Raw genomic sequence first — 23,793 nt, 5'->3', positions numbered from 1 at the left:
GTGACCATTTATATCATGTTGAAAGAAGAGGGAGCCAGCAGCTATATAGTTCAGGATGGATGTATCTATAGATAGCTGTTTTATGTGGGCTTTTGTTAATTGTTGACCTTTAAAAGCAAATCCTAACTGTCCTGCTGTGACAAAGTTCAAAGCAGAAGAGGGTCCTGGGTGAAATCATCTGAAGCCGTTTTGCTTGGATTATTTATAAAATTGTCAAAAAACACAAATGGTGATTTAAAAAGTTAAAAGTAAGAGTAAATTCTTAACAATTTGTTTTTTGTTGAATAAGCATTTGCTTACTAGATAGTTAGCTTTGTTTGGAGGCTTCATCTGGAAGTGCATTTGAATGGTGAAGTATAATCTATCCGATATAGTAAAACCATCTCAAGGATATGTCGTACCTTTGCGGCAATATGTGCGGTATATCAGGAATCTACGCTTTTACTCAGGAAGGCCGTTTGGCCGTTGATCGTTTACCAGCCTCCACTGACGCGCTCCAACTGCGCGGCCCAGATTCGGGAGGTCATTTTACCCATGGAAACGTAGGGTTGGGCCATCGGCGACTATCCATCATTGATGTGAGTGATGTGGCATGTCAGCCCATGCATACAGAAAATGAGCGCTACACTATCGTCTTCAACGGCGAGATCTTCAACTATCAGGAGCTTAAAAAACAGCTTGTAGAAAAAGGCTACACCTTCTTCTCGCATTCTGATACTGAGGTATTGCTGAAATACTACATAGAGGAAGGGCCTTCTTTCCTCAAGAAACTGAACGGTTTCTTTGCCTTCGCCATCTATGACAAAGAGGAGGAAACCCTGTTTGTAGCACGTGACCGGTTTGGCGTAAAACCCCTGCTGATGTTCCAGGATGAGGACAGACTGGTGTTTGCGTCTGAGATGAAGTCTCTGCTGGCGTTCGGTATCCCGCGCAAGCTGGATTATGCCTCATTGTACGAGTACCTGCAGTTGAACTACATTCCCGGACCAGCTTCTATCTTCAAAGGTGTCAAGAAACTGATGCCTGGCCATTACTTTATGGTGGGGAAGAAAGGCAAAGTGGAGATAAAGCGTTGGTACAAGATTCCGTACGACGAGAAAAAGGTAAAGCACAATACGCTCTCCTATGAGGCGCAGCAGAAAAAGCTGGTGGACCTAATGGACGGTGCGGTGCAGCGCCGCATGATCTCTGATGTTCCTTTAGGCGCATTCCTAAGCGGTGGGATCGATTCATCCGCGATTGTAGCTCTGGCCTCGCGCCATACACAGCACCTGAATACCTTCTCCATCGGGTACAAAGACGAACCATTCTTTGACGAGACCAAGTACGCCAAATTGGTGGCTGATAAATATAAGACCAACCACACGGTCTTTTCGCTTACGAACAATGACCTATACGATCACCTGTTCCGGGCGCTCGATTACATAGATGAGCCTTTTGCAGATTCATCGGCTTTGGCCGTGAATATTCTCAGCCACTATACCCGCCAGAAAGTGACCGTTGCGTTGTCAGGTGACGGTGCCGATGAGCTCTTCGCCGGCTATAACAAGCACATGGCCGAGTATAAAGTGCGCCAAGGCGGATTTGCCGCCGAAGCAGTGGCCGCTTTGCTACCGGTATGGGAAATGATGCCCAAGTCCAGGAATTCTACCTTCGGTAACCGTATCCGGCAGTTCCAGCGGTTTGGCGAGGGCATGAACCTCTCCGCCAAAGACCGTTACTGGCGCTGGGCCTCCTTCGCCACCGAAGAAGATGCTAAATCTTTGCTCAGCGGTAGATCCAAAAAGATACTTTCCAAGGATGTTTACAAGAAGCGCCGCCAAAAGATTTTAAGCCACCTTTCCCAAAAAGGGGATATAAACGAGGTGCTCTTAACTGATATGCAGCTCGTGCTCCCCAATGACATGCTCACCAAAGTGGACCTCATGTCAATGGCCAATAGTTTAGAGGTGCGTACGCCCTTCCTGGATTATAAAGTGGTGAACTTCGCTTTCTCCTTGCCACAGTCCTCCAAAATTGACGGCAACATGAAAAAGAAGATTGTGCAGGATGCCTTCCGCGAGATGCTGCCGGCTGAACTGTACAAACGCCCCAAACACGGTTTTGAGGTTCCTTTGCTAAAATGGTTCCAAAACGAACTCCGGCCCATGATCATGGATGACCTTCTGTCAGATGCCTTCATTGAAGCCCAGGGAATCTTCAACCTGAAAGAAATCCAGCGTCTAAAAGCCCAGCTGTTCTCCAAGAATCCAGGAGATATTCATGCCCGTATTTGGGCCTTGGTGGTATTCCAGCACTGGTGGAAGAAGTGGATGGCTTAGTACTTGTTACACCTCTTAAAATTTAAAAACATAGCTAATTTTTTTAAAAGAGACATAAATGGCTAGTGATAATTATGTATTGATAATGGCTGGAGGTGTAGGAAGTAGATTCTGGCCCAAAAGTCGGAATCATTTTCCTAAACAATTTATTGATATTCTAGGAATAGGCAAGTCTCTTCTTCAGTTAACTTACCAACGTTTCCTTAAGTTATGTCCAGCGGATAACATTTTTATTGTTACAAATAACCAGTATGTAGACATCATCAAAGGTCAATTGCCAGAAGTAAGGCATAGTAACATCATAAATGAGCCTTCTCGTAACAATACTGCTCCTTGTATTGCTTATGCCTCTTTTAAGGTAAGCAAACTTAATCCAAAGGCAAATATTGTGATAGCTCCTTCAGATCACCTAATCCTTTATGAAGATGTATTTATAAATAAATTAAGGCAAGCTTTAATATTCAGTGCATCTAATAAGGTGCTCATTACCTTAGGTGTCAAACCCACCAGACCTGATACTGGCTATGGATATATTAACTATAGTAAAAACAGTATGCAAGGTTTGCATAAAGTGGTTCGATTTACAGAAAAACCGGCCTTAGAAAAAGCTGAAGAGTTCCTATCAAGCGGAAGTTACTTATGGAATGCAGGTGTATTTATTTGGAGAGTATCTACTTTCTTAAATGAATTAGAAAAACACTGCCCTGAATTATATACTTTATTTGCTAAAGGATATGATATCTATAACACTAACCATGAAGAGGTTTTTATCAATAGGATTTACCCACAAGCACCTAATACCTCTATTGATTATGCCGTAATGGAGAAAGCTGATAATATTTATACTATTCCTGCTGAGATGGGGTGGTCAGATTTAGGAACTTGGGCTTCTCTTTATGATGTGGCGGATAAAGATGAAACCAAAAATGTGCTTTCAGGTAAAAAAATGCATCTGCAAGATACCCATGATTGTGTCATTCAACTTCCAGAGGATAAATTGGCTGTTATCAGAGGGCTAAATAACTACATTGTGGTAGATGATGGCTCTGTATTACTGATTTATCCTAAAGATAAAGAGCAGGATATTAAAAAAATATCACAAGAAGTAAACGAAGCCTTTGGAGAAAGCTACTTATAAATAATTCTAGAGCTTTTAACTAATTACTCAAAAGTGTATTAACAATACTTTTTCATTTTAATATAAATTTTCGTCGTTCATGAAGATTGCTGTGGTAGGAACAGGATATGTAGGCCTGGTAACTGGTACTTGCTTTGCCGAAGTAGGTATTGATGTGACTTGTATTGACGTAAACGTCAAGAAGATTGAAGATTTAAAACAAGGAATTCTGCCTATTTATGAGCCTGGCTTGGAAGAAATGGTGTTACGTAATGTGGCAAAAGATCGGCTGCATTTCTCTACAGATCTGGCTAAAGCCATTCAGGGTTGTGACGCTGCTTTCATTGCAGTAGGAACACCTCCGGGAGAAGATGGTAGCGCTGACTTGAAGTATGTGCTAGGAGTAGCCCGTGAAATTGGGCAGCACATGAATGATTACTTGGTAGTGGTAACCAAAAGCACAGTACCCGTAGGAACTGCTAAAAAAGTAACGCAGGCTGTTACAGAGGAGTTGGAGAGACGCCAATCAGATTTGAAATTTGATGTAGCCTCTAATCCAGAATTTCTGAAAGAAGGAGCTGCCATTGATGACTTCTTAAAACCAGATCGGATTGTGATTGGTGTAGACTCTGACCAGGCTGAGGAGGTGATGCGCAAATTATACAAGCCGTTCCTGTTGAACGGGCACCCGATCATCTTCATGGACGTGCCTAGTGCCGAGATGACCAAGTACGCGGCCAACTCCATGTTGGCCACCAAGATCAGCTTCATGAATGACATCGCCAACCTCTGTGAAATCATGGGAGCAGATGTAAACATGGTTCGCCGGGGTATTGGTAGTGATAGCCGTATTGGTAACAAGTTTATCTACCCGGGCATCGGCTACGGCGGCTCCTGCTTCCCCAAGGACGTGAAGGCCCTGATCAAGACGGCCCACGAGAACGGCTACCAAATGCAGATCCTACAGGCAGTAGAGTCTGTTAATGAGAACCAGAAAGAAGTACTGTTCAACAAAGTAATGAAACACTTTAGGGGGCAGTTAACTGGAAAAACTTTTGCTTTGTGGGGACTTTCTTTCAAACCTAAGACAGATGATATGCGTGAAGCTCCTTCATTGGTAATCATTGAAAAGCTTTTGTCAGAAGGTGCCAGCGTTGTAGCCTATGATCCAGTAGCCATAAAAGAGGCCCAACATATGATTGGTGAGAATGAGCAAGTGACTTACGCGAAAGACGAGTATGAGGCTCTGATTGACGCTGATGCATTATTAGTTGTGACAGAGTGGCCAGAGTTCCGTTCTCCCAACTTCCAAGTGATTGGTAAGCTGCTGAAAAACAAAGTTATCATTGATGGCCGTAACATCTACGAGGCAAAAGAAATGCAAAGCCTAGGCTTTGCTTACTATGGTATTGGCGTGCAAGAGGTACAACCCGTAACAGAGATGACAAACTAAGATGTCTGAACCTAGAAAAAGAGTTTTAATCACCGGGGGGGCAGGATTCTTAGGCTCCCATCTTTGCGATAGATTTGTGAAAGAAGGGTACCATGTCATTGCCATGGATAACCTGATTACCGGAGATCTTAGGAATATTGAGCATCTGTTTCAACTGGAAAATTTTGAGTTCTATCATCATGATGTTTCCAAGTATGTGCATGTACCGGGGCATCTAGATTATATCCTGCATTTTGCTTCTCCAGCTTCACCTATTGATTATCTCAAAATACCAATTCAGACCTTGAAAGTTGGCTCATTGGGAACGCACAACTTATTAGGTCTTGCCAGAGCCAAAAAGGCAAGAATGCTCATAGCCTCAACCTCTGAAGTTTATGGCGATCCTGAAGTACACCCACAGGTAGAAGAGTACTGGGGGAATGTAAATCCTGTAGGTCCGCGGGGGTGCTATGATGAAGCTAAACGTTTTCAAGAGGCCATAACCATGGCCTATCATACACATCATGGAGTAGAGACTAGGATAGTACGTATTTTTAATACTTATGGTCCTCGTATGCGCCTAAATGATGGACGGGTGCTTCCAGCTTTTCTAAGCCAAGCGCTGCGTGGAGAGGAATTGTCCATTTTTGGGGACGGTTCCCAAACTCGGTCTTTCTGTTATGTAGATGATCTAATTGAGGGTATTTATAAATTGCTTCTAAGTAATTATCCATTTCCAGTGAATGTTGGAAATCCTAATGAGATCACTATTAAAGAATTTGCAGAGGAGATCTGTAAGTTGACCGGTTCACCTTTCAAGTTAGGATACCAGCCGTTGCCACTGAATGATCCGCAGAAGCGCCGTCCAGATATTACCAAAGCGAAAGAAATTTTGGGTTGGGAGCCAAAGGTGTCTAGGACAGAGGGACTAAGAAGAACTTTAGAGTACTTTAAAGAACATATTGAAACTTCAGAAGCAGAGCACCGCACTTTTTAAACGCTTTCCTTACACTATAAGCCTCTGCAGATACAGAGGTGCTGAGAGACATTCTTAGAAAGATGAAAATATTCTCTGTTATTTGCCATAACGGCCTTGGCCATTATAAGCGTAGCATTGCTGTCCTAAGTGAGTTGCAAAAGCAGTTTCCTCACGGACAAATAACAGTAGCATGTGAACAGTGGCAAATTGATAGGATGCAGGACTGGGATGTAGCAGTTGCTTTCTTCAAGGAGGAGAAGGTTCGTGTATTACCTGGACTTGTGTTCCCTGGTGTGTACTGGGACAAGAATCCAGAGAACTATCAAGACAGAAGATTGTTGCAATGGCACAAACGCTTAGAAAATGTTAAAGAACTATACAGTGCTGATGTAGTGCTAAGTGATAACTTAACGCAAGTACTACATTATCGTAGAGATGCTGTGCTTTTAGGATCTTTCCTATGGTCTGATATTCTTGAAGATGCGTATCCCAATAATCCCTTTATCCAAGCATTTGTAGAAGAGGAGCGTGCTTTGTTAACTAAGCACACTCCTTTTATGCTTTGTGTTAGGGATATAGTAATGCCTGGAGTAACTTCGCAGGCTAAGGCAGTTCCGTTACCTTGGTTTTGTGAAGGCAATACGCATATAAGAAAAAGAGGAGAAAGTGAGGAAAGATACAAAATAGCATTACTTGGTGGTGCAACAGACTCTATTACAAATGAATTAGAACATTTGGCTGTTGAACTATCGCACTCAAAAGATATTGAAATATTTCTACCTAAGGAGCTTTGGGCTAAATTTGGAGGAGAAAACATAAAGATATTTGATCATGCTGCTTCAAGTTTTGCTTCTTTGGATCTGATTGTCTGCAGACCAGGGGTGGGAACTCTTACAGATGGAGTTTGTTATGGCGTACCTATTGCCTCTATACATGAAGCTGGAAACATCGAGATGACTCATAACGGACAAATGGTGGAACAATTGCAAATTGGAATCAATTTAGGCACACCAAGTGCCCTAGGTGAAAGTAAAGATAAAATTGTAAACTTTTTGGCCTCCGCTGCATACAAACAATCAAAAGAAAAGATACTGACAAGACCTAAGGACGGGGTGAATGCCTCCGTTAACTGGCTTGTAAATCATTTGAAACAACTCGTTTAATAATGGATAATAGACTAAAGCCTATTTGCGCTAATCTTGAAAGTCCTCTCACTGAGGTACTGGACAAACTGAATATTCCTGCACAGGGTAGTATCCCTGGCGGTATTTGTCTTGTGCTGGACAATAATGGGGTTTTGGTAGGTACTATCACAGACGGCGACATTCGTAGAGCCTATATAGAGCATAAATCATTTGATTTAAAAGCGCGTGAAGTCATGCGCGAAAATCCAATTGCTTTTCAGGAAAACTCTTCTTACCAAGATATTTTAGACAAGTTACCCCAAGCACTTTCTCAGAGAAAACGCGGAGGTAATAAATTCTTGAGCAAGATTATTTTGGTAGATGAGAACAAAACACCTGTTAAAGTATTGAATTACCATCAACTATGGGAACAGCGGGTAGCAACGCACCGTCATGTGGTGGTAATTGGTTTAGGTTATGTGGGGTTAACTCTTGCCCTAGTATTAGCTGATGAGGGATTCTTAGTAACAGGAGTTGATATTGACCAGAAGCGAGTTGAAGCTCTGAATAGAGGTGAATCTTATGTACATGAAGTAGGTTTGCCGGAAATGTTGCGGGAGCAGAGCCAAAAGAATTTTAGAGCTTCAACTCAGATGCCTGAAGATGGTGATGTGTACATCATCTCCGTTGGTACACCCGTTAAGAAAGATGCATTTGGTAAAACAATACTCATTAATGATTATTTGAAAGATGCATCTGAGTTGATTGGTCGGCATATAAAGCCTGGTAATTTGGTGATTTTGCGTTCTACTGTTCCTATTGGGACTAGCCGTGAGTTTGTAGCTCCTATAATTGAAAGCGAATCTGGATTAGTAGCGGGCCGTGATTTTCACCTGTCTTTCGCCCCAGAGAGAACTGCTGAGGGAAAAGCTATACAAGAGTTACGTGAACTACCTCAGATGGTAGGTGGTATCAATCCTGAATCTGTAGAAGCAACGGTGGCTCTTTTCAGGGAGCTAACGCCAACTATAGTTAGAGTAGATTCTTTAGAAGCTGCTGAGATGGCCAAGTTAGTGAATAATACCTTCAGAGATGTGGTGTTTTCCTATGCTAACCATATTGCTCAAATCGCCTCGCATTTCAATATTGACGTGGTTAGTACCATCAATGCTGCCAATAAAGGATATCCAAGAGACAGAGTGCCTCTGCCAAGCCCAGGCGTAGGTGGACCATGCTTAACCAAAGATCCATACATTTTTGCCACAGTAGCTGATAAGCTGGATTTTGACACCACATTATTTGAGCAGGGTAGAAAGATTAACGAGTCCATGCATGACTTTGTAGCTAACTCTGTGCTAGAGCAATTAAGATTGAATGGCAAAAATCCAAAAGAGGCTAACATCTTGGTATGTGGTCTAGCTTTCAAAGGGTATCCAGAGACTGGTGACATCAGAAACTCAACTTCTATTGAGATTCTTGAGTTGTTGAGAGACAAAGTAAAGTCTATAGCAGGACATGATCCTGTAGCATCTGCAGAAGAAATCAAAGAGTTCAATATAGAACCAGTAACAATTCCGGAAGGGTTTGCAGGCAAAGATGCTATCTTATTCCTGAACAATCATCGCTCTTATGCAAGATTAGATATTTATGAGATGGTGCGTTCTATGAATGAGAAGCCTATCATCTATGATGGTTGGCATTTGTTTCGCTATCAGGAAATACTGCATGCGGCACCAAGTACCTACATGGGTATTAGCTTCACTCATTCTTCCATTGAAAATAATTAATAGATGAGAATTTTAGGGATTATACCAGCCAGAGGAGGTTCAAAAGGTGTTCCTAGAAAGAACATCAAGCCAATTGGAGATAAACCCCTTTTAGCTTGGACTATTGAAGCTGCAGCAGGTTCAAACCTTACCAGAACTGTAGTAAGTACAGATGATGAGGAGATTGCAGAAATAGCCCGTCAATGGGGAGGAGATGTTCCATTTATACGTCCTTCAGAACACGCCACAGATTTGGCTAATGCAGTAGGAGTAATGCAGCATGCTCTCAAAACTGTGGAGGAATTAGAAGGGCAACAGTATGATGCCATCATGATGTTGCAACCTACTACTCCTTTCAGGAGGACAGAAGATATAAATAAAGCTATTCAGATTCTGGAGGAAACTGCCTCTGATAGTGTGATCAGTGTAGTAGATGTGGAAGGACACCATCCTGCCCGTATGAAGTATATTGAGGAGGGAAAAATTGTGGATCCACCTTTCTGCGAAGATTATGAAAATCAGCCCAGACAGGAATTACGAAAGATTTACATTAAAAATGGCGCAATCTACTTAACTCGTAGAGAAACCATGTTGAAAAATTCGTTTAAAGGTAATGATTGTAGAGCATTAGAGATGCCGCAAGAGTTGTCTGCTAACATTGACAGTATCCATGATTTTCGGTACGCTGAATGGCTGTACCAAGAGTATATTGCCCCAAAAAGAACAGAACAAGAATAATTTTTGAATTACAATATAATTGGAAATGAAGCCTATCATTATTGCTGAATGTTGCCAAAACCACAATGGTGACAAAGAGATATTAAAAGAAATGATACATGAGGCAGCGGCTAATGGCGCTGATTATGTAAAAATTCAATCTATCAGATCAAGTGATCTTACGCATCGTGAAAGATTTGATGAAGGTGAAGTAAATGCTGATGGTACTCAAAAGACCATTAAACGACCTTATCAGGCAGAGTACGAGCGCTTGCAGAAGCTAGACTTGACGCTAGAGCAGGAATCATGGTTTGTAGAGGAATGCTGGAGAGCTGGTGTTGCACCAATGACAACTGCTTTTACCAGATCAGTAGTAAAGGATATCAAAGATTTAGGCTATGAGGCAATAAAGGTAGCCTCTTATGATTGTGCTTCATATCCTTTACTAGAAGACCTGAAGAAATACTTCTCCACCATATTTGTCTCTACCGGAGCTACGTATGATGATGAAATTATTAAGGCAGCGGAGGTTTTAAGAGGTACAAATTTCCATTTATTGCACTGCGTAACTATTTATCCAACTCCATTGGAAGATGTACACTTAAGAAGAATGAGTTTCTTGCGTAAACTGACGCACCAAGTAGGTTATTCAGACCATTCAAAACCATCTACCACCGGCTTGTGGGCAACAAAAATTGCCTTGGCTCTTGGCGCAAGCTGCATTGAGCGTCACTATACTGTATTGCCTCCAGATCAGACAAGAGATGGAGTAGTCTCGATCACTCCTTCCATGGTAAAAGAATTGCGAGAATTTGCTGACTTAAGCCGTTTTGAGATGATGGAAATTATCAAAAGAGAACTGCCTAATTGGGAAATGACCTTGGGAAAAGCTACTCGGCCTCTATCTCAGGCAGAACTTCTTAACCGTGATTATTATCGTGGCCGCTTCGCTAGCAAAGTGGATGAAAAAGTTATCTATAATTGGGAAGAAAACCAACAATTATAAAGGTATCTAAAATAAACTGCATGCTTTTTAGAGAATCAAGTATATTATTATGAGGATATACTTGATTCTCTTTTACTTAGCGCGGTTAGTAGTTTAGAAAATATGATGGTGCCAAATGGAGGATATTTATTCTTTTAATCATTTTCTTGTTTGGTGAAAAAGTTGTTAAAGATGTATTTAAAAATTTAACAAATTGACAGTTAGTACTTAGAGTATTGATTACTTTTGTCTAAATTCTAATACGGCCGATATTTATTATAACTGATTGAAATTGAGTTTTAAAAAAGGTTTTTTTAAAAATTTGCTAACTGTAGGAGGGTACAGTTATTCAGTACAGGTGATTAATTTCTTATCCTCTACAATTATTTCACGTCTTTTATTGCCTAAAGATTATGGTTTTTTTGCATTAATTACTGTGTTTACAGGTTTTGTTTCAATTTTTGCGAATGCAGGTTTTGGAGCAGCTATAATACGCGGAGATTATGGTGAAACTTATTATAAAGCATTAAGGAATTTAAGCTTCATGATAGGTGTTTCTATATTCTTTATCATGCTGATTCTAGCATATCCTTTAGCATTGTTTTATGGGAATATGGAATTGATCATACCGACGGTAGTCTTTTCAATAGTTTTTATTTTTCGGCCCTTATCTATTGTCCCATCCGCAATTTTAAGGAAAAAATTGGATTTTATTTTTTTGGGCCAAAGAGACCTGTATTCCACTTTGTTAAGTGTAATTATAACCATTATCCTTGCTTATTTAGGATTTACATTTTGGGCACTTATCATACCTCAAATTGTTGCTGCAGTTTTAAATTATCTATTCATCGAAAACAAAGTTAAACTTGGATATAAAATATATTCATGGAAGTATACAGTTGCAGGTTATAGACATACAAAATCGTTGATGGCTAATGTGCTTGGGTTTAATTTGGTTAATTATTGGGCTAGAAACTTTGACAACCTTTTAATTGGTAAAATGTATGGAACTGCTGAACTAGGTATATATAATAGAGCATATTCTTTGTTAACGCTTCCTTTAAATCTGATTTCTGGAGTATTTGGTTCAATTCTTTTTCCAAGTCTAAAGAAGTTGGTAAAAGATGGAGGGGACTATAAAAAAGAATATGAAGATATCTTAAGTATTATAAGTATGCTGGACTTTCCTATAGCTGTGGTATTGATTCTTTTTCCTAGTCAACTAGTACAGATATTATGGGGTGACAATTGGTTAATGGTTGCTGAGTTATTACCATATTTTGGATTAATGATTCTAACACAAGGATTAGTTACCACTGTGGGTAATATATATTACTTATTAGGTAAAGAGAAAATGAACTTTTATGTTGGGGCAGTGAATGCAATATTGATGATTGCATTTATAGGGATTGGTGCTTTTTTCTCTGTTAAAGATATAGTTAGGGTATATGCATTAGGATATTTGCTCGTTAATGTTCCTGTGAATTTGTACTTTGGATTTGTAAAGAGCTTTGGCTATGATTTTCAATTTATCGTAAGATTTTGGATGCCAAAGATAATACTATCCTTGCTTATTTTATTTGCTCTATGGGTGGGAATGTATAAGGCTTTGCCAATTTTATTATTAGTATATTTTACTTATTTAATTGTTAAAAATAGGTCTTTGGGTTATCTGTTTTACAATTCAGTATTAAGAAAAAAAATCTAGTATATCTATTTTTGTTTTAAATTTTTTAAACAGTTGATAAGAAGCGATGAAAGCTAAAACTAAAATTTGTGTGCTAATAAGAGATAAAGAATTACCCTACTCAGAAACCTTTATCAAAGCTCATGTCGAGTTTTTGCCAGCTTGTACACTTTCATATTTTTCACTTCCTCTTGAAGCTAATAATATAAATTTTAAAAAACAAATTATTATAATTAGTTGGATGTTGAAAGCTTTAATAGTATTGAAAAATCTAATCAAAGGCTGGAGAGTATTAAGATTTATAAAAAAGCATAATGTTGAAGTGTTATTAGCTGAGTATAGCATATCAGGAGTAAGAGCAATGAAATTTTGTGAAAAATATAATATACCATTGATAGTTCATTTTCATGGATACGATGCATATAGAAAGGATATATTAGAGATGTACAGAAACGATTATGTTAAACTTTTCAGTGTTGCTAAGGCAATTATTGTGGTTTCTAAGGATATGGAGCAGCAAATAATAAGATTAGGTGCTGATCCCTCAAAAGTTTTTTATAACGTTTATGGAGTTAATGTTGAGAAGTTTAAAAAAGCTAATATCGAGAACTCTCCAAGACAGTTAATAGCTGTTGGAAGATTTGTAGATAAAAAAGCTCCTTATTTAACAATTCTTGCTTTTCAAAAAGCTTTAGAAGCAGTGCCAGATGCGAAATTAATAATGGTTGGGTCTGGTGCTTTGTTTGAAACTTGTCTGAATATTATAAAATCACTTAAGTTAGACAAGAACATTCAGATTTATAATGCATTATCACATGAAAAAGTAGCTGAGTTAATGCAAGGCTCAAGAGCTTTTATTCAGCATTCTTTGATGCCATCTTCAGGTGATTCAGAAGGAACACCTAATACAATTTTAGAAGCTCAAGCTTCAGGCCTTCCTGTTATTAGTACAAAACATGCAGGTATAAAGGATGTTGTTAAACATGGTTCTACAGGTTACTTAGTTGAAGAAGGTGATGTTCTTGATATGGCAAATTATATGGTTCAAATATTGCTTGATAAGAAGCTAGCATCTGAACTTGGTGAAGCTGGTTATAAGAATGTTTTAGAGAATTATACTATGGAAAAAAGTATTTTAAATCTTCGCAAAATAATTGAGCAGAACATTTAGCCTTAGTTTAAAAATGAAGAACAACCCATTAGTCAGTATTATAATCCCTAATTATAACAGAGCAAGTATTATTAATGAAACTTTAGATTCATTAATAGCACAAACATATAATAATTGGGAAGCTATTATTGTTGATGATGGATCGACAGATGATAGTATAGACATAATCCAAAAGTATGTCTGCAAAGATGAACGGTTTATTTTGGTAAAAAGGGATAGACTCCCTAAAGGAGCACAAACTTGTAGAAATATTGGACTTAATTTATCAAAAGGAGAATATGCAATTTTTTTAGACTCTGATGATTTACTAGCGTCACATTGTATTGAGAGTCGTGTTGAAAAGATGCTGGTAGACCTAGAATTAGAGTTTGCTGTATTCCCTATGCAGGTTTTTATAAATAGCATAGGTGATTCTAGTCAAGTTTGGATGTATGAGTCCTTTGAAGATAATTATTTAAGTGGGTTTTTATTCAGACCTCAATGGCCAATTACTAGTCCAATCTGGAAAACAGAATCGATTAAGAAAATTAATGGTTTTGATGAATCTCTTAGTAAATGGCAGGATTGGGATATACATGTTCGAGCATTAATTGAAGGATTTAAATTCAAGGTTTATCCAAATTCTGTCGACTGTTATTGTCGTCGAGGGAATGAGCGTATGAGTTCAGGTCAGACTAGACTTTATATGTATAGCAACCGAATACCCTTATTGGGAAATACTGTTAGTAATCTTAAAAAGAAAAATTTATTAAATGATCTTAATAAAAGGTTAATGGCAGCTAATTATCTTTTATTAGCTTGTAAGATTAAGAGTATAGGTGAGGATAGCCTTGCTTTTACTGTTTGGAAACAAACTTTGGAATATGGTTTAGTAAATAAAATGACTTATAGTTTTGGTAAAAAGTATATTAATATTAGATCTAGAAAAATAGTTGAAAATACGTATCTAAAAAGGGTGGCTAGAAAATTGTTTTCGTTATTGATGCCAAAATACGTTGTTTGGTTTCATTGAAAAATCTTATACTAACAATGTGTTCTTAAAATAAATGTAACTTCAATTATGAATATTAATTTGATGAGCCCTCATGAGATTTCTGAAGCAATTTCAAAATTTGAGGTTAATAATGAGGATTTTATATTGCAAGACACGTTTTATGGTTGGAATACCTGGCAATTGCTTAAAAAGCCTTTATATTATTCTGTTAAAGACACAACTTTTAAAGTTAAAAAAAGAAATCTTAATAATAGTCCGTTTAATTTGATTTATTCAACATTAAGGATTTTTTTCAATGTGTTTAAGTTGTTTGTATTTAAACGTGGAAGGCCTCTTTTTTATACTAACGCTAATTATAAACTTGAGAAATTAAATGGTAAGCATATTGATGTCTTCTTTGATTATTTAATTATAAAATGGTTTAAAAGAAAAGTTGTATATGTTGAAAGTAATGTTGTTAAAGATCCTAAAAATGTTGCTGTTAAAAAGGATTTGCATACTGATGACATGAGATTATTGCTTTTTATTGTAAATAAATTATTTGTAAATAAATATGTTGTAAGCGACAAAGCTAAAAGGATTGTTTTTTTGCTAAATGATTTCTTTAGAAAGGAGGGATATTCCTTTGTAATAGAGGAAAATAAGGTTTGTTCAATTTTGAGTAGATTTTATGCTGATTATCTTTTAAATAAGATGCTTTTTAGAATAGTTTCACCTAAGGCGATATGCATGGTTGACGGGATTCCTACAGGAGCGATGGCTGCAGGCAGAAACTTAGGTATTCCAGTTTATGAATTTCAACATGGATTTATTATTAAAGATAAGCCTGATTATATCATGTCTGGATATCTAAAATCCTTATATTATAAAATGGTTCTTCCAGATTATATTTTTGTATTTGGTGAGTTTTTTAGAGAGAATTTACTTGAAAGCGGTTTTTGGAATCACAATCAAATACGTTCTCTTGGTAATTTTAGGGTTGATAAATTGAGGAAATCATTTAGTAGGAAAACAGAACCAAATGATACATTAAAAATACTTTTTGCTACCCAACCTAGCACCTTTGAGCATACAAAAAAGTTTCTTTTAGCTTTAAAGGATATATTACCTAGTAGCATTGTGGTATCTATCAAATGCCATGTGCGTGAACCAAAAAATAACAATGATTGGTATCAATCTTATGTTAATAACGAGAATACAAAATATTTAACACCTGACTTAAGCTTAATGGAACTCATGAAGGAACATGAAATTTTAGTGAGTTATCATTCAACTGCTATATTTGAGGTTCTGGGATTAGGTATGCCTGCAGTCACAATAGGAACGGAGGAATTCCCTAGAGGAATCAATAGCTTAGTTAATGTTAATATTAGTGATGTGCTTAAAGATATTAGATCTGCAGATGAATTTGTCAAGCTTTTTATGTGTTTCAAGAATGATATTTTATTCAGAGAAAGGTGGTTAGGAAATTGTCAGAAGAATGCTTCATATTTTTATGATGAAAAATATGATCAAAATCTTGATGATTTTTCTAAAACGTTATAAGAGTTGTTTATGTTGGATTTATTTACAAAGCTATTTTCCAGAAGTATAGGGTTGATTGGGTATTTTGCCGATCACTTGCCACTTAGGGCTTTGAATAATAAAATAGTAGTAACCCCTTCTTATGAGGTAGATATCTGTGATAGTGAAAGAGAATGTTTAATAAAAACTGAGCAGATATATGGTGTTCACTATAGATATAGTTTGAAGTATTTTCAAAAAGAGACTTTTATAAGTTGTCATAAAGATGTAATTTTTTTAGGTAATTCTGGAGCTATCGTTGAGGAAAGGAATGCTGTGGTGGCAGAATCCGCTTTTGATGAATTAAGATTGATTAAATCTCCGTCTTTTAGAATGCCATCCCTTATGTTTGGTAAAAATAAAAAGGGAGTTTACACTTCTGTTATTCACTTGCCGTGGTCTAAATGGAATATTTATCATTGGTTTATTGATTGCCTTCCTAGATTTTATTCGATTAAACAAATTCCTTTTGAAAGTACTATTTTTTTAATAGTTAATGATAGATTGGAGCCTTTTCAGGAGGAATCGGTTAAATTCTTTCTTCAAGAAGATAGTAGGCTTAAATTAGTTAAAATCAAGAACTCAGAAAAATGGTATATTGATGAATTTTGGCTTCCTAGTTTCGCTTCGAGTCACATGAGCGGGTATTTACCAAAGGAGCATATTTGTTATGTGAAATCCATAATATTGCAGGGTTATCAGATTAATAATAGTAGTTCTAAAAAGAAAATATATATAAGTCGAAAAGGTGCTTTGAAAAGAAGAATTCTTAATGAGGCTAGTATTATTAACTTATTAGAGAGGAGTGGTTATTTAATTGTTCAAGCAGAAAAGTTAGCTTTTCGTGACCAGGTTGAATTGTTTGTAAATGCTTCTGTTATTATTAGTTGTCATGGTGCGGGTTTAACTCATGTACTTTTTGCCTCTGATTGCAAAGTTGTAGAAATCCAACCTGAAAATATGGTTAAATCTCATTATTGTTTACTTAGTAAAGCATGTGGACATGAGTATCGTTCCTACATAAGTGGTACTGCAGATAATAACCTTGATTTTTGTATTGATTTAGACGGTTTCGTTGATTTAATCGGTGATTTGATAAATTAATCCTATTGCTTGAGAGTTTACAATTATATGAATAAAATTGTCTTTGTCGTTCCCTATCCATTTGGCAAAGCCCCTTCACAGCGCTTCAGGTATGAGCAATATTTGAATTGCCTTACTAATAATGGCCATATCTTTGAAATCCATTCCTTTTTAGATGATAAAACATGGGAAATATTTTACAAGAATGGGTACTTGATAAAAAAAATTGTAGGTATTATTTTGGGCTTCCTAAGAAGATTCTTGCTTCTTTTTAAAATTAATAAATTTGATTATGTATTCATACATAGGGAGGCAACATTGGCTGGACCACCTTGGTTTGAATGGGTAGTCGCAAAAATTTTTAAGAAAAAAATTATTTATGATTTTGATGATGCTATTTGGTTACATCAATTTGGTAAAGGTGAGTGGGTGAAAAATTTTATTAAGTATCCTAAGAAGGTACAGCTAATATGCTCTTGGAGCTATAAAGTGAGTGCTGGAAATAATTATTTGTGTAGTTTTGCTGAACATTTTACTAACAATGTTGTTCTTAATCCTACTACTATTGATACTGTCAATCTCCACAATCAAATAAAGAATCAATCTACTGATCGTTTTGTAATAGGCTGGACTGGTACGCACTCAACTTTATGTCATTTAGAAACTAAAATTAATTTAATCCGTGATCTTGAAAATGAAATAGATTTTGATTTATATGTGATTGCTAATAAAAATCCAGAGTGGGATCTTAAAAGTTTTAAATTCCTGCCATGGAATAAGTTTTCAGAGATTTCAGATCTTTTAAATTTCAATGTTGGTCTTATGCCACTTCAAGAAGATGAGTGGACAGAGGGAAAGTGTGGTTTCAAAGCTCTTCAATATATGTCACTAGGTGTCCCTGCCATTGTTTCACCCGTTGGGGTCAATTCTATTATAATTATTGATGGTGTTGATGGTTATATTTGTAATTCTGATGATGAATGGAAACTAGCTATCAAGTCATTGTATAGATCGGTAGATAAGCGAGTTAAGATGGGAGCAGAGGCTCGCAAAAAGGTAGAGAGTGAATATTCTGTATTATCAAACCAAAAGAATTTTATGAATCTTTTCAGCTAATGAACGCTGATATCGGATCTTTAAAAGATATTATTTTATGAATGAAAACCTTTATGACAAAGGTCTGTTTGTAATTTCACTTGATTTTGAACTTAATTGGGGAGTAAGAGACCAACAAAGTTTAGAAGTGTATGGTAAAAATATTTTAGGTGTAAGAGAGGTGGTTCCAGCTCTGTTAAAAATTTTTGATAGGTTTGATGTAAGAGCTACCTGGGCAACTGTAGGTTTATTGTTTTTTGGTAATCAGGAGGAAATGCTTTCCAATTTGCCTGAAGTAAAGCCTAATTATAGTAATAGTATCCTTTCTCCCTATCTTGATATTTTAAAAGTTGGCAAGTCAGAGGAGGATGATCCTTATCATTTTGGGAAATCATTGATTACATTGATTCTGAAATACCCTAAGCAAGAGTTAGCTTCTCACACATTTAGTCATTATTATTGTTTAGAGTCTGGGCAAACTGCTAATGATTTTAAATGTGATTTGAATACCGCAATTTCTGTTGCTAACCGAATTGGTGTCCATTTAAGGAGTATTGTTTTTCCAAGAAACCAGATAAATAATGAATATATCCCCCTTTGCAAGCAAGCTGGGTTTACCTCTTATAGGGGTAATGAAGTTTCATGGATTTATAATAAGAAGAAAGAAGAGGAAGAAAGCATGCTGAAAAGAGGAGCTAGGCTATTAGATGCTTATTTAAATCTTTCCGGACATAATTGTTATGAATTAAAGAATATAGCAACTTCATTTCCATATAATATTCCTGCTAGTAGGTTCTTACGTCCTGTTTCCAATTCTTTTAAAATATTTGAAGATCTTAGAGTGAAACGGATTAAGGCTGCTATGACTTATGCTGCAAAATACAAGAAGGTTTTTCATCTTTGGTGGCACCCCCATAATTTTGGAGGTAATTTGCCAGATAATATGCTTTTTTTGGATGAAATCCTTGCTCATTTCAAACAACTTCAGAATGATTATGGAATGGTTTCAAGAAGTATGGGAGAAATAGCGGACTTTTTAATTGATCAAAATAATGGGAAAAAGGATTGTTATCTTAGCAACTGCTAGTGAGTCTACAAATATTGTGTTTCATGCATTGAACAGTGAGTTTTCAATTGAAGCTGTTATCCTGGAAGAGAATATTAGTCAATTTACATTTCTTAAAAAAAGAATTAAGAAGCTAGGTTTGTTTAAAGTTGTTGGGCAAGTAATATTCCAATTTTATAATAAATTTATTTTGCAGCGTCAGGCTCTATCTAGATTACAGTATATTAGAAATCAATTTGATCTAAACAACAGCCCTTTAATTTCTGATAAAATATTTCATGTGCCCTCTGCTAATTCCAACGAGTGTATAAAGGTGCTACATGATTTACAACCAGATATTATCGTTGTAAATGGCACTAGAATTATCTCAAGACCTACATTAAATGCTTGTAACAGTATTTATCTTAATATACATGCAGGTATAACCCCTTTATACAGGGGAGTTCATGGTGGTTATTGGGCTTTGGTCAACAATGATAAAATTAATTGTGGTGTTACCGTGCATATTGTTGATTCAGGTATAGATACTGGTAAAATAATTTATCAAGGTCGCATTACTGTTGGTGCAGATGATAATTTTTCAACCTATCCTTTATTACAATTAGCTGTGGGTTTGCCATTGTTAATACAAGCTATTAAAGATATTTCAAGTGATTGTCTTTCATTTATATCTGCACCTACTGGAAATTCTAGATTATGGTCACACCCTACGCTTTGGGAGTATATTCAAAATCGGAGAATAAAAAAGATTAAGTAGTTACGGTTCCCTTAGTATTTCTTTAAGATTTTATTATAATGAAAATTTTTGTTGTTAATATGCGTCGTTCTATTGAGCGACGTAAATTCATGGAGGAGCAACTTAATAAACTAAAGTTAGATTATGAGTTTGTGGAGGCGGTGGATGGCTACAATCTGACAGACAATTTTATAGCAGAGATGTGTGATTTGGAAGCTATAGAAAGGAGACCAACTTGGCTTTCAAAGGGAGCCATTGGTTGTGCGCTTAGTCATTATAATATTTATAAAAAAATTGTTGAAGAAAAAATTGAAAAGGCAATTATTTTAGAGGATGATATGATTCTTGATAACAGTTTTTCTGTTGTCTCAGAAGCTATTGGAAACAAAATGGCTGAAAGCGAGGTTGTATTGTTATATTATACTACAACAAAGCTTCTTGAACTATCTAATATAAATAAGGAAGCTTTGATAGGGGAGTTTACTTTGTCGTACCCTAGTAGAGTACATCCTTCAATGACAACAGGAGCATATATCATAACTTTTGAAGTAGCTAAAAATCTATCAGAACTAATTTTGCCGATAAGGGTTACAGCAGATCAGTGGAAATATTTTCATGAAAATGGGGCATTTAAAATTTTACGATGTTGTTATCCCTATTTAGCAAGTTCAGCTTTTTTAAAAAGTGAAATTGATTATGTAGATTACTCTACTTTAATTGGTAAAATCGTTAAGCTAGTTGATAAGTATAAAGTTTTCCCATTTGTGCAACTTTTACGTAAGCGAAGAAAAAAATTACAATTAAGGATGAGGAATGTTGCATTCATGAATGAAGCCTCGCCACTTTCTGCTGATTTGGCATAATTTTTAGCAAGTTTAAAAGTTGTATAAATGATAATTCTTTACCTAACCTATTGGAGTATAAATGATCCATTGACTATTGCAACTGCTTTTCCAAGTTTAGAGGTATTAGCAAAGAAGGTGGAGGTAGAGAAAATTATCCTCACCACGGTTGAAAGAGAAGGACAAGTACCATCTATTCTAAAATTTAATTTTACACATAATCAAAAAATTATATTCGAGCCTCTATATTCTAAGAATAAGGTCTTCAATTTGCTTAATAAAATTTATGATTTTATTTATTTCCCAAAAAATATTAAAAGGCTTGTTAGTGGTTATAAAGTTGATAAAGTAATTAGTAGAGGAGCTCCTGCTGGGGCTTTGGTTTATTTGGCACTCAAAAATACAGGTGTGCCTTATTTTGTAGAGTCATTTGAGCCGCATGCTGATTATATGCTTGAGTCAGGAGTATGGAAACGTTATGACCCTAGATATTACTTTCAAAAGAAGTGGGAAGAGGCTATAAAGCAATTTGCAAATGGCTTAATGCCTGTTTCAAAAAAATTTGAATTTAAGCTTATTAATGATGGGATTGCTAGTAGCAGGATTTATACTGTTCCTGTCCCTGTTGATTTAATTAAGTTTCAGCATAATTTAAATGCACGTTATGAACTTAGATTTAACTTAAAATTTAATTCAAATGATGTTGTTGGAATATATGTTGGGAAATTTGGTGGTCTCTATTATGATGAGGAAGCTTTTTTAATTTTTAAAAAAGCTTTTGATTATTTTAAATTTAGTTTTAAATTAATTGTTTTGACTCCCAACCCTTATGAGGAAGTGCTGGAAAAATTTAAGTCCATAGGAGTTTTCGAAAAACAAATTTATATTGGTAAAGTACCACATAATGAAGTGCCTAAATATTTATCAGCCAGCGATTTTGCTTTCTCATTTATGAGATCAACCAAGAATTTAGCTTTTGCCTCTCCCACCAAGAATGGGGAATATTGGGCCAATGGATTGCCTATTTTGATTTCTGAAGGGGTTGGCGATGATTCAGATATTATTAAGAATGAAGGTGGTGGAGCTATAATTGATAGAAGTTTCTTAAATATTGAAAGTGCCTTTGATCAGATTCAAATAATCTTGAATGATGAAAATCATAAAAGCAAACTGAGAGGAATGGCAGAAAGGTACAGATCAATTGATTATGTTGTTTCAGCTTATAATACTCTTATTTTTAATCAAAGTTCTTAGGGCGTGTTGTCAATTAATGCAACAATATGATTGCTGAAGTCAGGTAAACGAATCCGGCGAAGTAATCAGCGGTCTTCTCGTACAGGGTAGCCACGCGCCGGAATTCCTAATCTTGTTGAAGGGATGCCCCCCCTTGTTTCTGTTCCTTTAGAGGTTTTGGTTGATCGGCCCCTGCCACAGGCTGTTCCCCTTGGAGGGTATCACCGCCTCGGGTCGTGTCCCAGATGAAGGCAAGTAAGGCGTTGGCGTAATAGTTGTGGTCGGCCAGCACGGCACCTAACAGGTAGCTCTCCAACAGTCTCCGGGCTTGGGTGGCGTTGCCCCGTTTACCTACCGTGAGGGTGATGCGCAGCGGATTGCCCAATTCGGCCACTACCGGGTGGGTCTTGATGGACCAGCCACCCGTCGAGCAGCCTAGGCACTCTGACGTAGGGTCGCCTTTTTTGCCTCGCCGTGTGCTGGTGCGCCCTGACGGCAGTCGAGTCGACCATGAGCTAGTCAAGGTCCGGGTTCTAAAGGGGTTGGAATACTTGCTGCCAAAAGCTCTCAGGACTCAGCGGGGAAAGCGCACATAGACCTAATTCTAAGGGCCAAAGCCCTCGGGCAGGTCCCGCCAGAAAGCTCCGCTAGGGACGACCTACAGCACCTCGTTAAAGATGCGGTTTTCACCGGCCGTGCGGCCCACGTCCCGGGCCTTCCCTGGCAACAATGGGAACATCAGCTCCTATTGAAGGTCAGTTATCTAATAGCGGCGCATTGATTTTTTTCCTAGAAACAAACGCAAAGGTTAGTCATTCTCCATATGTCAAAACGGTCCAATTTGGATTGTTTTTTAAACCGCTTTTAAGTTCTATTAAATACTTTAAAATTAAATTTACGTACTTTAATTATTAATTATTTATTTATTTATTTATTTATTATTTTTTCTTATTCTCAATGGGCGATTCTGAGTTTAGAAGTTGGTTGTGGTCTACAATGGATGATGGGTGCGGTAGTAGAATATCAGTTTCATGGCATTGTAATGGTTCTGCTCTTTCTTGGAGAAGCAGAGTTTTTTTTCTGATCACCCTTCTGTTTTTTGGTCCTCAGGCAAAGGTCCACCACTCGTTGTTCCTTGTGTAGGCCTTTCTGATTAGGTGCCTTTCCTTTGGCAGTACCTTGGTGAAGGCGGGCTAGTCATCGGTGCAGAACCTGCCGATTTCTAGCGTCTGCAACTGTGCAACTGACTGTATAGCTTTGCGACCGTGTGATCGCTGCGGTTTCCTCAACTCCAGGTTAGCACCTCGTTTGTTTCAGGCGCGTAGACATAGGAGAGCCACCTTTTGCGTCTCTTGCTCTCTTTGACGAAGGTCCAGACTTGGTCTATCTGCACCCAGGAGTAGTGTCCGCGCACGGGGAGTACGCTAAGGCTGCCGGCCTGGTGGTTCAGCCACCGGAACACGGTCTGCCGGTGCACGCCCGTCACCTCCTCAATGTCTTGGATACCGCAAATCCGCACCAGCATCCGTAGCACCACTTGTTTAGCACCACGCTGGCAGCCTGCTCTCGTGTACTCATACTGGAGCTGCTTCGAGCACCTGTGGCACAGAAAGTTCTACCTGCCCGTGCGCTTAACGCCGTTTTTCACTACCTTCAAACTGTGGCACTAGGGGCAGTTTACCTGGATAGCTATCTCGCACACAACTTTCTGTAAACACCTTTGCTGCCATGCTTATTCCTTCATCATACATTGTAGATTACAACTTAATAGTTATTGAATATATTTTAATATTTATATTTAAAAATGTGTTTATTTATTTTTTTTATCAACTATGGTTGGGTTGAATAACCTAATTTTTATTTGATTAAGAAGTTGTGCTTA

20 protein-coding genes are annotated in these 23,793 nt (G+C 37.3%); 18 read left to right on the top strand and 2 right to left on the bottom strand.

Annotation, left to right across the window (positions count from 1 at the left end; all coding sequences use genetic code 11):
* Window positions 1-413: 413 nt before the first annotated feature.
* From asnB to J3P34_RS02530, 18 genes are all read left to right on the top strand, one after another.
* The gene (asnB, locus tag J3P34_RS02615; protein ID WP_210486886.1) at window positions 414-2,321 is read left to right on the top strand and encodes an asparagine synthase (glutamine-hydrolyzing); all 1,908 of its coding nucleotides are present in this window, start codon (window positions 414-416) and stop codon (window positions 2,319-2,321) included.
* A gap of 58 nt (window positions 2,322-2,379) precedes the next feature.
* Window positions 2,380-3,459, top strand: a complete 1,080-nt coding sequence (locus tag J3P34_RS02610) for a mannose-1-phosphate guanylyltransferase (protein ID WP_210486305.1) — start codon at window positions 2,380-2,382, stop codon at window positions 3,457-3,459.
* A gap of 79 nt (window positions 3,460-3,538) precedes the next feature.
* Complete coding sequence (locus tag J3P34_RS02605) at window positions 3,539-4,891, top strand: UDP-glucose dehydrogenase family protein (protein WP_210486304.1); 1,353 nt, start codon at window positions 3,539-3,541, stop codon at window positions 4,889-4,891.
* 1 nt (window position 4,892) lies between these two features.
* The gene (locus J3P34_RS02600) at window positions 4,893-5,867 is read left to right on the top strand and encodes a UDP-glucuronic acid decarboxylase family protein (RefSeq protein ID WP_210486303.1); all 975 of its coding nucleotides are present in this window, start codon (window positions 4,893-4,895) and stop codon (window positions 5,865-5,867) included.
* A 62-nt stretch (window positions 5,868-5,929) separates the two neighbouring features.
* Window positions 5,930-7,012, top strand: coding sequence for a hypothetical protein (locus J3P34_RS02595; RefSeq protein WP_210486302.1), 1,083 nt, complete (start codon window positions 5,930-5,932; stop codon window positions 7,010-7,012).
* A gap of 2 nt (window positions 7,013-7,014) precedes the next feature.
* Window positions 7,015-8,760: a nucleotide sugar dehydrogenase gene (locus tag J3P34_RS02590; protein WP_210486301.1), complete on the top strand. Its 1,746-nt coding sequence runs from the start codon at window positions 7,015-7,017 to the stop codon at window positions 8,758-8,760.
* A 3-nt stretch (window positions 8,761-8,763) separates the two neighbouring features.
* Window positions 8,764-9,477 (top strand): acylneuraminate cytidylyltransferase family protein, encoded by a 714-nt coding sequence (locus J3P34_RS02585; protein ID WP_210486300.1) that lies wholly within the window; start codon window positions 8,764-8,766, stop codon window positions 9,475-9,477.
* Between the two features lie 25 nt (window positions 9,478-9,502).
* Complete coding sequence (locus J3P34_RS02580; protein ID WP_210486299.1) at window positions 9,503-10,462, top strand: N-acetylneuraminate synthase family protein; 960 nt, start codon at window positions 9,503-9,505, stop codon at window positions 10,460-10,462.
* 271 nt (window positions 10,463-10,733) lie between these two features.
* Window positions 10,734-12,149 carry an oligosaccharide flippase family protein gene (locus J3P34_RS02575; protein WP_210486298.1) on the top strand — a complete coding sequence of 472 codons (1,416 nt, stop codon included), beginning with the start codon at window positions 10,734-10,736 and terminating at the stop codon, window positions 12,147-12,149.
* A 46-nt stretch (window positions 12,150-12,195) separates the two neighbouring features.
* On the top strand, window positions 12,196-13,299 hold the full coding sequence (locus J3P34_RS02570; protein WP_210486297.1) for a glycosyltransferase family 4 protein: 1,104 nt from the start codon (window positions 12,196-12,198) through the stop codon (window positions 13,297-13,299).
* Window positions 13,300-13,312: 13 nt separating this feature from the next.
* Entirely contained in the window at window positions 13,313-14,311 is a 999-nt protein-coding gene (locus tag J3P34_RS02565; protein WP_210486296.1) for a glycosyltransferase family 2 protein, read from the top strand.
* Between the two features lie 48 nt (window positions 14,312-14,359).
* A complete protein-coding gene (locus tag J3P34_RS02560; RefSeq protein WP_210486295.1) occupies window positions 14,360-15,838 on the top strand; it encodes a hypothetical protein in 1,479 nt (492 codons plus the stop codon).
* Window positions 15,839-15,847: 9 nt separating this feature from the next.
* A complete protein-coding gene (locus tag J3P34_RS02555; protein WP_210486294.1) occupies window positions 15,848-16,960 on the top strand; it encodes a glycosyltransferase family 61 protein in 1,113 nt (370 codons plus the stop codon).
* A gap of 27 nt (window positions 16,961-16,987) precedes the next feature.
* Window positions 16,988-18,055, top strand: coding sequence for a glycosyltransferase (locus tag J3P34_RS02550; protein WP_210486293.1), 1,068 nt, complete (start codon window positions 16,988-16,990; stop codon window positions 18,053-18,055).
* A 37-nt stretch (window positions 18,056-18,092) separates the two neighbouring features.
* Window positions 18,093-19,121, top strand: a complete 1,029-nt coding sequence (locus tag J3P34_RS02545) for a polysaccharide deacetylase family protein (protein ID WP_210486292.1) — start codon at window positions 18,093-18,095, stop codon at window positions 19,119-19,121.
* Window positions 19,087-19,857 carry a formyl transferase gene (locus J3P34_RS02540; RefSeq protein ID WP_210486291.1) on the top strand — a complete coding sequence of 257 codons (771 nt, stop codon included), beginning with the start codon at window positions 19,087-19,089 and terminating at the stop codon, window positions 19,855-19,857. The genes J3P34_RS02545 and J3P34_RS02540 overlap by 35 nt, the downstream gene beginning before the upstream one ends.
* A 38-nt stretch (window positions 19,858-19,895) precedes the next feature.
* Window positions 19,896-20,699, top strand: a complete 804-nt coding sequence (locus tag J3P34_RS02535) for a glycosyltransferase family 25 protein (RefSeq protein ID WP_210486290.1) — start codon at window positions 19,896-19,898, stop codon at window positions 20,697-20,699.
* A 27-nt stretch (window positions 20,700-20,726) separates the two neighbouring features.
* Window positions 20,727-21,932, top strand: coding sequence for a glycosyltransferase (locus J3P34_RS02530; protein ID WP_210486288.1), 1,206 nt, complete (start codon window positions 20,727-20,729; stop codon window positions 21,930-21,932).
* 106 nt (window positions 21,933-22,038) lie between these two features.
* On the opposite strand, the gene J3P34_RS02525 is transcribed toward J3P34_RS02530, so the two are convergent.
* Together J3P34_RS02525 and J3P34_RS02520 are read right to left on the bottom strand one after the other, a co-directional pair.
* A complete protein-coding gene (locus J3P34_RS02525) occupies window positions 22,039-22,305 on the bottom strand; it encodes a hypothetical protein (protein ID WP_210486287.1) in 267 nt (88 codons plus the stop codon).
* An 891-nt stretch (window positions 22,306-23,196) separates the two neighbouring features.
* Window positions 23,197-23,448 carry a hypothetical protein gene (locus J3P34_RS02520; RefSeq protein WP_210486286.1) on the bottom strand — a complete coding sequence of 84 codons (252 nt, stop codon included), beginning with the start codon at window positions 23,446-23,448 and terminating at the stop codon, window positions 23,197-23,199.
* Window positions 23,449-23,793 lie beyond the last annotated feature (345 nt).

The sequence above is a fragment of the Rufibacter aurantiacus genome, from assembly GCF_017916345.1.
In the GTDB taxonomy this organism is placed as follows: domain Bacteria; phylum Bacteroidota; class Bacteroidia; order Cytophagales; family Hymenobacteraceae; genus Nibribacter; species Nibribacter roseolus.
Note: the sequence above shows the minus strand (reverse complement) of the source record. Positions and strands in the feature narration are given on the sequence as shown.